The sequence below is a fragment of the Micrococcus sp. R8502A1 genome (assembly GCF_006704135.1).
In the GTDB taxonomy this organism is placed as follows: Bacteria; Actinomycetota; Actinomycetes; order Actinomycetales; family Micrococcaceae; genus Micrococcus; species Micrococcus luteus.
Window position 1 is genome coordinate 20,993 of the sequence record NZ_VIGS01000024.1, and the last position, 12,738, is coordinate 33,730.

Below are 12,738 nucleotides of genomic sequence, written 5' to 3' on the forward strand. Positions count from 1 at the left end.
CCTCACGCTACCCGGACCGGCGGACACGACAGGATGGGGTCGTGACCGATCACCCTGTGCTCCCCGCCGCTCGCCGCCGCGACGACGGGCCGCTCACCCTCGGCGAGGGGCTCGAGGCGCTCGCCCGTCTGGTCCCGCCCGGACGCGCCGTCAGCTACGGGGGGCTGGCCGGCCTGCTGGGGGTCGGCGGTCCGCGGCAGGCCGGCCGGGCGATGGCCGAATCGAGCCCCGGCACGCCGTGGTGGCGCGTGGTCCGGGCCGACGGCTCGCTGCCTCCGGAGCTGGCCGCGCGGGCCGCCGTCGAGCACGAACGGGAGGCCACGCCCCGCACCCCGGCCGGGCGCGTCGACCTGCGCCGGGCCCGCTGGGATCCCGACGACGGCGCCGCGCGGGCGATCCGTGCGATCGCCGACCGTATCGTGTCCGGGCCCGGTGCGAGGATGAGGCCATGACCAGGGAACACGGGGTGGACCCCGTCGACGAGGCGGCGGCGCCGGAACGGGCCGCCCGGCTGGTGCGCACGGCCGCCGCACCCGAGGACCGGATCACGCTGACGGACGAGCAGGAGGCGATCGCCTCGCTCGCCCCCGGGCACGGCGCCGTGCTCGTGCTGGGCGCCCCCGGCACGGGGCGCACCACCGTGGCGGTCGAGTACGCGGCCCGCCGGATCGAGGCGGGGCTGGACCCCGAGTCCCTCCTGTTGCTGGCCCCGAGCCGGGACGCGGCGGCGCGGCTGCGCGACGCCCTGACCCGCCGGCTCGCCGCCGCCGGTCGGGGCACCCGCGCCGTCACTCCCGTGCGGACCTGGTCCTCCTACGCATTCGACCTGCTGCGCCGTGCCCGCGTCACGGGACCGCTGCGGCATCTGGAGGTCGCCCCCCGGCTGCTCACCGGCGCCGAGCAGGACACGGTGATCGCCGAGCTGCTCGAGGGCTACGCCGCCGGCCTCGCCGCCGCGCCGGACTGGCCGGCCGACGTCGCCCCCGCCGTGGAGGCGAGGGGATTCCGCCGTGAGGTCCGCGAGCTCGTGGACCGCATGAGTGAGCTCGGCCTCGAGCCGGGCCGCCTGCAGGAGCTCGGCACCGCCCACGGGCGCCCCGAGTGGGAGGCCGCGGCCGTGCTGTTGCAGGACTACCGGGACCGGATCGACCTGGGCATGGCCGAGGCGTTCGACGCCGCCGGGCTGCTGTCCGCCGCCGTCCGCGTGCTCACCGAGCGGCACCCCCAGGACCCGGAGCGCGACGCCGCGGCGCAGGCGTTCGTGGCGGAGGAGCGGGCCCGCCTGGCCGTGCTCGTGGTCGAGGACCTCCACGAGGCCACCCCCGCCGTGCACGACCTGCTCAGCGTGCTCGGACGCGGGCGGGACGTGCTGCTCACCGCGTCGCCGGACACCACCGTGGAGGGCTTCCGCGGCGCCCGGCCCGACCTCGTCGCCCGGTACCCCGGGGTCCTCGACCCCGATCCCGTGCCGGGGGCCGCCCCGCCCGCGTCCCCGGACGGACGCGTCCGGGTGCTGACGCGCGGGCACCGCATGCGCGCCGAGGTCCAGGACGCCTACCTGCGCGTGGCCCGCCGGGTCCGCCAGCGCACCGCCGGCGTCGAACGGACCCGCACCGAGACCGTCCCGGCGGACGGCGACGGCGCCGTCCGGGCGCACGTCGTGCCCACCCGCGCCCACGAGGACCAGCTCGTCCTCGAACGGGTGCTGCGGGTCCACCACGAGGACGGGGTGCCCCTGGACCGGATCCTCGTGGTCGCCCGCTCCGGCTCCCGTGTGGCCGCGCTCGCCCGTCACCTGGAGGCCGAGGGCGTCCCCGTGCTGCGGGACGCCGCCGGGCTCGTGCTGAAGGAGGAGCCCGCCGTCGCGCCCCTGCTCACGCTGCTGGACGCGGCGGGGGCGCTCGCGGAGGATCCGGAGGCCCGGATCGAGGACGTGCTCGACCCGGACGAGGTCGTGGGACTGCTCACCGGCCGGTACGGGATGGCCAGCGCGCTGCACGTGCGGCGGCTGCGCCAGGACCTGCTGGCCGCCGAGCGGGGCCGGGGCGGCCGGCGCACCTCGGACGCGCTGCTCGCCGCGGCCCTGCAGGACCCGAGCCTGGCCGGCCCCGAGCACGAGCGGCACCGCGCCCTGCGCCGCGTCCACTGGATGCTCCGGGACGGCCTGGAGGCCGCCCGCGCCCCCTCGGCCTCGCCCGAGACCGTGCTGTGGGCGCTGTGGTCCGCCTCCGGTCGGGCCGAGCGGTGGCGTTCGCTCGCGCTGCGGCCCGCCGAGCACGCGAACGACCGCCGCGAGTCCCGCCGGGCGGACGCGGACCTCGACGCCGTCGTCGCCCTGTTCAAGGTGGCCGAGCGCTTCGTGGACCAGTTCCCGGGCGCGTCGCCCGAGTCGTTCGCCGTCTACATGGAGTCCCAGGACCTGCCCGTGGACACCCTGGCCCGCCGGGCCGAGTCCGGTGACGCCGTGCACGTGCGCACCCCCGCCGCGGCGGCCGGCCAGGAGTGGGACACGGTGATCGTCGTGGGCCTGCAGGAGGGCGTGTGGCCGAACACCCGGCTGCGCGGCCAGCTGCTCGGCGCCACCGACCTCGTGGACCTCGTGACCCTGCCCGCGGACGCCCCGTGGCCCACGGATCACCGCACCCGGCTGCGCGAGGTGCGTCAGGACGAGCTGCGCATGCTCGCGGCCGCGGTCTCCCGGGCGCGGCGTCAGGTGGTCGTCACGGCCGTGCGCTCGCCGGATGAGGGCCCCTCCGACTTCCTCGACCTGGTGGACCCGCCCGAACGGCTGCCCGCCGAGGCGCGCGACGCCGCCGGCGTCCGGCGGCTCACCGCGGTCCCCGACCCGATCACGGCGCCCGCGCTCGTCGGCCGGCTGCGCCGCGTCCTGGAGGCCGGGGACGAGGCAGACGCGGCCGACGGGGCGACACCCCGGGCGGCGGCGGCCGCCGGCCTGGCGGTCCTCGCCGAGGAGGGCGTGACCGTCGCGGACCCCCGACGCTGGTGGGGCCTGCTGCCGCTGTCCACCGAGGCCGCGCTCGTCGACCCGGAGCGCGAGGTCGTCGCGCTCTCGCCCTCCCGCGTGGAGACGGCCCTGCGCAATCCGCTGAACTGGGTGCTGTACCACGTCGGCGCGAACGCGGGCGGGACCCTCGCCCAGTCCGTGGGCACGCTCGTGCACTCGGTGGCCGAACACCATCCCGAGGGTGTGCCCGAGGACGTGCGTGCCGAACTGGAGCGTCGCCTGCCCGAACTCGGCCTGCCGGAGGGCTGGATCACGGAGATCGAGCACGACCGGGCCCGCGGCCTGGTGGACGCCTACATCGGCTACTGGAGCATCGCCCGGGCGGCCGGGCGTCGGCCCGTGGCCCAGGAGGTGCGGCTCCTCGCGGACCTGACCTGGGGCGGGACCACCGTCCGGATCACCGGCGTCGTGGACCGGCTCGAGGCGGACGCGCAGGGCCGACCCTTCATCGCCGATCTCAAGACCGGCCGCAGCGCGCCCACCGGTGCGGAGATGGCACGCCAGCCCCAGCTGGCCGCCTATCAGGTGGCCGTCCGCGCCGGCGGTCTGGAGCAGGTCCGGGACGACCCCGCCACCGACCCCGCCCTGCGCGCCGCGCTCGCCGGCCTGGAGCGGCCCGCGACGCCGGCCGGCGCGGCCCTCGTCCAGCTCGGCGCCGGCACCCAGAAGACCAAGGTGCAGGACCAGCCAGCCCTCGAGGACGAGGACACCTGGGCGCTCGAGCAGGTGTTCACGGCGGCCCGCCGCACCACGGGGCCGCGCTTCCTCGCCCTCCACGAGGCCGGCGCCCGTCGGTGCGCGCTGCCTTCCGTCTGTCCGCTCTGCTCCGAAGGAAGGCAGGTCACCGAATGGCCCCGCTGACCGGCGATCCCGCCGCCCAGACCGATCGTCCGCGCGTCGAGGACGCAATCCACTCCCCGGAGGACATCGCGGCGCGGCTGCGGTTGCCCCCGCCCACGGAGGAGCAGGCCGAGGTGGTCACCGCCCCGCTTACTCCGCGCCTGGTGCTGGCCGGCGCCGGCTCCGGCAAGACCGCCACCATGGCCGACCGCGTGGTCTGGCTCGTGGCCAACGGGCTCGTGCGCCCGGACGAGGTCCTCGGCGTCACGTTCACCCGGAAGGCGGCCGGTGAGCTCGCCGAGCGGATCAACGGGCGCGTGGACGCCCTGCTGCGCTCCGGCCTCGAGATCCCCGGCTTCGACGGGGAGCCCGAGGACCTGGGCCGCGCCTCGGTGTCCACGTACCACTCCTACGCCGGCGCGCTCGTGCGGGACCACGGCCTGCGGATCGGCGTGGAACCGGAGGCGCGGCTGCTCGGGGGCGCGGACGCCCACCGGCTCATGGGCGCCGTCGTGCGTTCGCATCCGGTGGTCGCGGACACCCTCGGCGTGGCCCCGTCCCGGCTCATCACGCAGGCGTTGCGGCTGGCCGGGGACATGGCCGAGCACCTGGTGACCGCGGACGAGGTGCGCGGGTTCCTCGCCCGGCTGGCCGAGCAGGGGAGCGCCCTGCCGCTGCCCCCGCGCGCCAAGACCCCCTCGAAGGAGATCCAGGAGTTCCTGACCGGTCTGGCGGACCGCGCCCTCATGGCGGACCTCGTGGCCCGCTACGACGAGGTCAAGCGCGAGCAGGACGTCATGGACTTCGGCGACCTGCTGCGCCACGCGGCGCGCATCGCCGTCGAGGTGCCGGCGGCCGGCGAGCAGGAGCGCGCGCGGTTCCCCGTGGTGCTGCTGGACGAGTTCCAGGACACCTCCCACGCCCAGATGCGGATCTTCGCCGGGCTGTTCGGCCCGCGCGGCCCCGAGGACGACGCGCTCGGGCTGGGGCACTGCGTCACCGCGGTGGGCGACCCCCACCAGTCGATCTACGGCTTCCGCGGCGCCTCCGCCGGGCAGCTCTTCGCCTTCCCGCACGCCTTCCCCCGGCTGGAGACCGGCCCCGGCGGCGCTCCGCGGCGTGTGAACGCGGACGTCTCGCACCTGACGATCGCGTGGCGCAACGAGGAGTCGATCCTGGCGGTCGCCAACGCTGTCGCCGCACCGCTGAACGCCCACGCCGCCGCGACGGGCGGCGCGCCGGTGAAGGTGCGCACCCTGCGGCCCCGGCCGGGCGCGGGGGAGGGCGTCGTCCGGGTGGACCGGTTCGTCACCGCGGAGAAGGAGGCCGCCGACGTCGTCGCCCGCCTCGGCGCCCTCACCGGGGCCGGGCCCGGGGGGACCACCCCGAGCCGCGCCGTCCTGTGCCGCACCCGCGCCCAGTTCGGCCCCGTGCTGGACGCGCTCGACGCCGCCGGCCTGCCCTACGAGGTGCTCGGGCTCTCCGGGCTGCTGGCGCTGCCGGAGGTCGCCGAGGTGCTCGCCGTCCTCCACGTGCTGGCCGACCCCACGCGCAGCGACCAGCTCGTCCGCCTGCTCACCGGCCCGCGCTGGCGCATCGGCGTGGCCGACCTCGAGGTGCTGCAGGAGCGCGCCCGGTTCGTCTCGCGGCTGCGGGCCCGGCGGGCCGCCGGTGGGCGGGAGGACCCCGCCGGGGACGCCCCGGACCCGGCCCGGGACGTGAGCCCCGAGGAGGACGCCGACGCCGCCGCCCTGCTGGAGGCCCTCGACTCCCTGCCCGGGGAGGGGACGGACTGGGTCGGCTCGCGCGGCCGCGGCTTCTCACCCGAGGGCCTGGCCCGACTGAGGGCCGTCAACGCCGAGCTGCGCCGGCTCTCCACGCGCACCGGGGAGGACCCGGCCGACCTCATCGCGGAGGTGATCCGTGAGACGGGGCTGGACGTCGAGGTGGCCCTGCGGCCCGGCGTCTCCGCGGCCGCGGCCCGGCGGCACCTGAACGCGTTCCAGGACGCGGCCCGCGACTTCGGCGCCGGCACCACGGCGACGGACCTGACGGCGTTCCTGGCCTGGACGGAGTCCGTCCTCGAGCACGAGGACGGCCTCGGCGTCGAGAACGCCGAGCCCACCCCCGGCCTGGTCCAGGTGCTCACCGCGCACGCCTCGAAGGGGCTCGAGTGGGACGTCGTCGCGGTCCCCGGCCTGCAGGAGGGCACGTTCCCCTCCACCCGGGCGGACCGCTGGACCAGCCCCGGGGCCGGCGCGCTGCCGTGGCCCCTGCGCGGGGACCGCGCGTCGCTGCCGCAGTGGGACGGCTCGTGGGCCCAGGACCAGCGGGACTGGGTCCAGTCCGCCGGCACCAAGTACAGCTCCAAGGCGGCCCAGGAGGGCAACCCGGATCCGTATGCCGTGGCCGTGGCCGCGCACGCCGAGCGCGAGGAGCGGCGCCTGGCCTACGTGGCGTACACGCGCGCGCGATCCGCCCTGTGGCTGAGCACCTCCCTGTTCAAGGGCGTCAACAAGGAGCCCCTGCCGGCCTCGGCCTTCCTCGAGGAGGTGGCCGGCCTGGCGGGGGAGGTGCCCGGCGTCGCGCTCGGCCCCGCCCCGGCTGAGGACGACCTGCCCGAGGCCAACCCCGCCGCGGGCCGGACGCTGGTCGCCCGCTGGCCCTTCGACCCGCTCGACGGCCCGGAGGCCTTCGTCGCCGACCCGGAGGACCCCGAGGACGAGGAACGCTGGCAGCCGCTGCCGCGCCGCTCCCGGGCCCGCCGGGATGCCGTGGAGGCGGCCGCCGCAGCCGTGCACGCCGCGGACCCGGCGGCGCTCGCGGACGACCCGGAGCTGGCCCGCCAGGTGGACTGGGTGCTGCTGCGCCGCCGGGACGTCGCCGGGACGGGCGGGGAGACCGCCCTGCCCGAGCACGTCTCCGTGTCCCTCTACGGCGAGCTCGCCGCCGACCCGCAGGCCGTGGCCGAGCAGCTGCGCCGGCCCCTGCCCCGGCCGCCCGCCCACGCGGCGCGGCGCGGCACGGCGTTCCACGCGTGGCTCGAGGAGCGCTTCGGGGCCACCGGCATGCTGGACATCGACTCGGCCGAGGACGCCGCGGACCTGTGGGTCGACGAGGCCCTCGACCTCGGCCCGATGCAGGAGTGGTTCCGCTCCTCGCGCTGGGCGGAGCGCACCCCGGCCTTCGTCGAGGCCCCGGTCGAGACGACGGTCGGCGGGATCACGCTGCGCGGCCGGGTCGACGCGATCTACCGCTCCGGCGGCGACCCCCGCCTGCCCTTCGACCCCGAGGCCGACTGGGAGCTCGTCGACTGGAAGACCGGCGCCGTGCCGCGGGGCCGCGACCTCGAGCTCAAGTCGCTGCAGCTGGCCGTCTACCGGCTCGCCTGGTCACGGCTGCACGGGATCCCGCTGGAACGGATCGGGGCCAGCTTCGTGTACGTGGCCCACGGGCAGGAGCGCTCCTTCCCGGACCTGCCGGGGGAGGAGGAGCTCGAGCGTCACATCACGGACGCCCTGGCCCGCCGTTGATCGGCCGCACCACCTCGACGGCGGGCAGCTGCCCCGTCTCCGGGTCCGCGCTCCTCGCGGCCTCCCGGGCGTCCTCCGCCGCATCCCGGGCGTCCTCGGCGGCGTCGGCGGCCGCGTCGGCCTCCGCCTGGCGCGCGGCCGCCTCCTGCGCGGCGCGCACGTCGCCCGCGAGCTCGGCCAGCATGGCCTCGGCCTCGGCGACCATTCCCGCGTCGTGCCGGTCCAGGCCCCGCGTGAGCCACTGGGCGAGGGCGAACTCGGCGAGCAGCGCCGCACGGCGCATCAGGTGCGCGTCGCCGTCGTCGGCGGCCCCCGCGTCGGCGCGCCGGGCCGCGTAGGCGTCGAGGACACGGTCGGCCAGGTCCGGGTCCGTGGCGGCGGCCAGCCAGGCGACGTCGTCGGCCGGGTCGCCCACGTGCAGGTCCGTCCAGCCCGTCACGCCCACCACGCGGCCGCGCTCGAGGAGCAGGTTGTCCTCGTGCAGGTCACCGTGCACGGGCACCGGGGTGAACCGCCACAGGGCCTCCTCCTCCATGGCCTCCTCCCAGCGGCGCAGCAGCAGGGGCGGCACGCGGCCGGAGGTGGCCGCCTGGTCGAGGGCGTGGAGGTGACGCTGCCGGATCTGCTCCGCCGTGTAGGAGGGCAGGTCCGCGTGGTCCACGACGTCCGAGGGTAGCGTGTGGATCGCGGCCAGCACGCGGCCCACGTCCTGCACCGCGGGCTCGCCGAGCCGGGCCAGCTCGTCCAGGGTGACGGGACGCCCGGGCATGTCCTGGTAGACGAAGGTGCGCAGCCCCTCGAGCCGCACCGCGCCCGCCACGGAGGGCGTGCGGAACGGCAGGCCGGCGCGCACCGCCGGGGTCAGGCCCGCCAGCACCTGCAGCTCCGTCTCGAGACGGATGCCCGCCTCCGGGGTGCGGGGCGAGCGGACACGCCACCGCTGGCCCTCACCGTCCACGACGACGGCGGTCGAGAAGTCCGCGGGGTCGTCCGGGCTCGCCTCCACGGAGACGGGGGCGAGGCCGGGGACGGCCGCGGCGGCCAGGGCTGCGAGACGAAGGGGCTGACGATCCACCCCTCCAGCCTAGGCGCGGAACGCCCTCCCCCGTCGTCGGGCGCACCGGAGACGGCTCGCTAGCCTGGACGCATGGCTTCCTGCCCCCCGTCGTCGTCCGACCCCACCGCCGCACCACCCCTGGCCCTGCCGCTGGCCCGCGAGGAGCTGGACCGCGGTGCCGTGGCCCGCCTCGACCCGGGCCACCTGGCGGCGGCCTGGGCGCGCGAGGGAACGGAGGTCCTGTGGCTGCAGGGCGGCCGCGCGCCGGTCGCGGACGGGCGGCTCGTCTTCACCGCGCCCTCCGGCCCCGTGCCGGCCGAGGCCGCGTATCTGGGTCGCGGCACCGCGGCGGACCGGGGCCCGCACGGGCGGGAGCGCGAGGTGGTCTCCGTCCCCGTCGAGCCGCCGGCGGCCCTGCCCGAGGACGCGGCCACCGCGCTCGCGGACGCCGTGTGGGTCGGCCTCCGCGACGCGGCCGCCGCCCTCAGCGACGCGGACACCGGGCTGTTCGTGGCCGCCGTCGCGAACGCCAACTGGCACGCCACCCACCGCTTCTGCGCGTTCTGCGGCGGCGCCACGGACGTCGAGGCGGCCGGCTGGGTGCGCCGCTGCCGCGACTGCTCCCGGGAGCAGTTCCCGCGCACGGACCCGGCGGTGATCGTGGCCGTCACCGACCCGGCCGGGCGGATCCTGCTGGGCCGCAACGCGGCGTGGCCCGAGGGGCTGTACTCCTGCCTGGCCGGGTTCGTGGAGCCGGGGGAGTCCCTGGAGCACGCGGTGGTCCGGGAGATCGCGGAGGAGTCCGGGGTCACGGTGACGCAGCCGCGCTACCGCGGCTCCCAGCCGTGGCCCTTCCCACGCTCGCTCATGCTCGGCTTCACCGCGCTGGCCCCGGCTGGCGCCGAGCCGGTCCCGGACGGCGAGGAGATCCTCTCCGTGCGCTGGTTCGAGCGGGAGGAGCTCGCGCATCTGGCCCGCGAGGGCGACGTCACCCTGCCCGGGGCCGTGTCCATCGCGCGGGCACTCATCGAGGATTGGTACGGTGGGACGCTGCCCGATGCGCAGACCCTGATCACTTAGGAGGACTCGTCCCGCATGAGCACTCCCGACGAGATCCTCCGCGGCCTCGACCCGGAGCAGCGCCGGGCCGCCACGGCCCTGCACGGGCCCGTCTGCATCCTGGCCGGTGCCGGCACCGGCAAGACCCGCGCCATCACGCACCGCATCGCCTACGGCGTCGCCTCCGGCGTCTTCGACCCGCACCGGACCCTCGCCCTCACCTTCACGGCGCGCGCCGCCGCGGAGATGCGCACCCGTCTGCGCGACCTCGGCGTGGCCGGCGTCCAGGCCCGCACCTTCCACTCGGCGGCCCTGCGCCAGCTGCAGTACTTCTGGCCCCAGGCCGTGGGCGGCCCCATGCCCTCGCTGATCGAGAACAAGGTGCGCCTGCTCACCGAGGTCGCCCAGCGCATGCGGATGACCGTGGACCGGGCCGGCCTGCGCGACCTCGCCGGCGAGATCGAATGGGCCAAGGTCTCCCTGCACGCCCCCGAGGGCTACGCCGAGGCCGCGAAGGAGCGGGAGATGCCCGCCGGCTGGACCGCCACCACCGTCGCCCGTCTCTACACCGGCTACGAGGAGGCCAAGACAGCCCGGAACATGATCGACTTCGAGGACGTGCTGCTGATCCTCGTGGGGATCCTGTCCACCGAGCCGCAGATCGCGGCCACGATCCGGGACCAGTACCGCGTGTTCGTGGTGGACGAGTACCAGGACGTCTCGCCGCTGCAGCACCGCCTGCTCGACCTCTGGCTCGGCGACCGCGGCGACCTGTGCGTCGTCGGCGACGCCTCCCAGACGATCTACTCGTTCACGGGCGCGACCTCCCGCTTCCTCACCGACTTCCGTGAGCGGTACCCCGCGGCCACGGTGGTCCGGCTCGTGCGCGACTACCGGTCCAGCCCGCAGATCGTGGAGGCGGCCAACCGCCTGCTGGCGGACCGCACCAAGGCGGGGGAGCGGGACCGCACGATGCCGCGCTGGCCCGACCCCCTCGAGCTCGTCTCCCAGCGGCCGGCCGGCCCCGACCTCGTGTTCGCGGAGTGCACCGACGACGAGGCCGAGGCCGGCTGGGTCGCCGACCGGATCGCGGCGCTGATCGACGACGGCGTGCCGGCCTCCGAGATCGCCGTCCTGTTCCGCACCAACGGCCAGTCCCAGGCCTTCGAGACGGCGCTGTCCTCGGCGGGCATCGGCTACCAGCTGCGCGGCGGCGAGCGGTTCTTCTCCCGGCGCGAGGTGCGCGACGGCATCCTGCAGCTGCGGGCCGCCGCCCGCGCCGCCCAGGACCTGACGGGCGACGACGTCACGGACCGGGTGCGGGACGTGCTCTCCTCGCTCGGCTACTCCGCCGAACCGCCGGCGGCCTCCGGCGCGGCCCGTGAACGGTGGGAGTCCCTGCACGCCCTCGTCAACCTCGCCGACCAGCTCGCCACGACGCGCGGGACCGAGTTCACGCTGACCGAGCTCGTGGCCGAGCTCGACGAGCGGGCCCAGCACCAGCACGCGCCGACGGTGCAGGGCATCACCCTGGCCTCGCTGCACTCGGCCAAGGGCCTCGAGTGGGACGCGGTGTTCCTCGTGGGCCTGTCCGAGGGGCTCATGCCGATCTCCTTCGCGGAGACCCAGGCCGAGGTGGACGAGGAACGGCGCCTGCTCTACGTGGGCATCACGCGTGCCCGCCAGCACCTGTCGCTGACGTGGACGCTCTCGCGGGGCACGGGCGGGCGCTCCACCCGGCGGCCCTCCCGGTTCCTGTGGGCCCTCGACCCGACCCTCGGCGGCACCCGCGAGCACGCCCCGGCCCGTGGTTCCGCGGCGGGCCCGACGGCGCCGCGGCGCCGGGGCGCGAAGGTCGCCGTGTGCCGCACGTGCGGCAAGCCCCTCGAGACGGGAGCCGAGCGCAAGGTCGGCCGCTGCCTGGACTGCCCCGCCACCTACGACGAGGCGGTGCTCGAGGAGCTGCGCGACTGGCGCACCCGCACGGCCGCCGAGATGCGGATGCCCGCGTTCGTGGTGTTCACGGACGCCACCCTCGTGGCCATCGCCGAGGCCATGCCGAAGACCCCGGCAGAGCTGCTGAAGGTGCCCGGCCTCGGCAAGTCCAAGCTGGAGAAGCACGGACCGGAGCTGCTCGAGCTGCTGCACGGCACCCCGGCGGCCTGAGCCGCGGACCCGCGCTCCGTTCCGCCGGCGGCGCCGACCCCCTCAGAACGCCCAGCCGAGCGCGTCCGGGTCGCAGGCACAGCCGGGCCGGGGGCGGACCCGCACCCGGCGCGTGCGTCCCGTCACCCGATCGGCCCGCAGCACGCCGGGGGCCGGTCCGGCCCGCAGCGCGTCCACGGTCAGCACGGCGGCCCGCAGCGCCGCGAGCCCGTCCACCTGTCCCCGGTGCGCCGACGGGCCGGGCGCCGTCGGGGCATCGGGGACGCCCGTCGGATCCGCGGGCCATCGGCACAGCGGGCACCCGCGCACCCCGGGGGCGCACCACGGTCCGACCGTGACCGCCTTCGGTCCCACCGTGACCGGCAGCAGCGGGTGGTCGGCGGCCAGGGCCTGCGCGGCCAGGTCCGCGTCGAGCACGGACCCCACCGCCACCGTCGCCTGCCCCACGAGCACCGGCACCGGGCCGTGGTGCGCGTAGAGGCGCAGCCCGGGGGCCACGTCGCCCAGCCGGCGCTCGAGCGCACCCGCCCGGGGCCGACCGAGGTCCCCGGGCAGCAGGCCGGTCCCCAGGTCCGCGGCGTCGACGGGCCGCGGATCCCACAGGGCCAGGCGCAGCGCCCCGGCCCCCGCCAGGGCGTGGGCGATCGCCGCGCCCACCGCGTCGAGGCCCGCCACATGGACGTCGGTCGGCGGGGCCCACACCCCCGGCTCCGGCGCTGACGCGGCGGTGTCATGAGGGACGGTGGTGACGGTCTCGGCGACGGTGCGCACGGCTCTCCTCTCGGCTCGGTGCCTCCCACCCTGCCAGGGCGCCCCCGGACCGCGCCGGATTGTCCACAGCCTGCGGCCCATGCCGGAGAATGGCCCGATGCGCCCTGTCCCGCCCCTGTCTCTTCTAAACATCTCCGAGCCCACGGGACGGAGCTACCTCTCGTATGCCGTCTTCTTCTTGAAAAAAAAAAAAAAAGAAGGCAATGGCCAGACGCTCACTGTCGCGCGCGAAAAAGACGGTCACCTCGACGACGGCGATAACAATCAACTGCGATTACTGGGGACCG

8 protein-coding genes are annotated in these 12,738 nt (G+C 76.6%); 6 read left to right on the plus strand and 2 right to left on the minus strand.

Features of this window, described 5'->3' with window-relative positions:
- Positions 1-41 precede the first annotated feature (41 nt).
- From FLM69_RS06295 to FLM69_RS06305, 3 genes are read left to right on the plus strand one after another with little or no spacing between them, the layout of a single operon-like run.
- Positions 42-452, plus strand: a complete 411-nt coding sequence (locus FLM69_RS06295) for an MGMT family protein (RefSeq protein ID WP_141843506.1) — start codon at positions 42-44, stop codon at positions 450-452.
- Entirely contained in the window at positions 449-3,886 is a 3,438-nt protein-coding gene (locus tag FLM69_RS06300) for an ATP-dependent DNA helicase (protein ID WP_141843508.1), read from the plus strand. The genes FLM69_RS06295 and FLM69_RS06300 overlap by 4 nt, the downstream gene beginning before the upstream one ends.
- A complete protein-coding gene (locus FLM69_RS06305) occupies positions 3,874-7,398 on the plus strand; it encodes an ATP-dependent DNA helicase (RefSeq protein WP_141843510.1) in 3,525 nt (1,174 codons plus the stop codon). The genes FLM69_RS06300 and FLM69_RS06305 overlap by 13 nt, the downstream gene beginning before the upstream one ends.
- Here the strand turns inward: FLM69_RS06305 and FLM69_RS06310 are convergent.
- The gene (locus FLM69_RS06310) at positions 7,373-8,473 is read right to left on the minus strand and encodes a macrolide 2'-phosphotransferase (protein ID WP_141843511.1); all 1,101 of its coding nucleotides are present in this window, start codon (positions 8,471-8,473) and stop codon (positions 7,373-7,375) included. The genes FLM69_RS06305 and FLM69_RS06310 overlap by 26 nt on opposite strands.
- A gap of 72 nt (positions 8,474-8,545) precedes the next feature.
- On the opposite strand from FLM69_RS06310, the gene nudC reads away from it, so the two are divergent.
- Entirely contained in the window at positions 8,546-9,535 is a 990-nt protein-coding gene (gene nudC, locus FLM69_RS06315; protein ID WP_141843513.1) for an NAD(+) diphosphatase, read from the plus strand.
- Between the two features lie 15 nt (positions 9,536-9,550).
- On the plus strand, positions 9,551-11,680 hold the full coding sequence (locus FLM69_RS06320) for an ATP-dependent DNA helicase UvrD2 (RefSeq protein WP_141843515.1): 2,130 nt from the start codon (positions 9,551-9,553) through the stop codon (positions 11,678-11,680).
- A 42-nt stretch (positions 11,681-11,722) separates the two neighbouring features.
- On the opposite strand, the gene FLM69_RS06325 is transcribed toward FLM69_RS06320, so the two are convergent.
- A complete protein-coding gene (locus FLM69_RS06325; RefSeq protein ID WP_041105125.1) occupies positions 11,723-12,451 on the minus strand; it encodes a ThiF family adenylyltransferase in 729 nt (242 codons plus the stop codon).
- A 79-nt stretch (positions 12,452-12,530) separates the two neighbouring features.
- Here FLM69_RS06325 and FLM69_RS11440 point away from each other — a divergent pair.
- A partial coding sequence (locus FLM69_RS11440; protein ID WP_220125176.1) for a hypothetical protein occupies positions 12,531-12,738 on the plus strand: 208 nt, incomplete at its 3' end.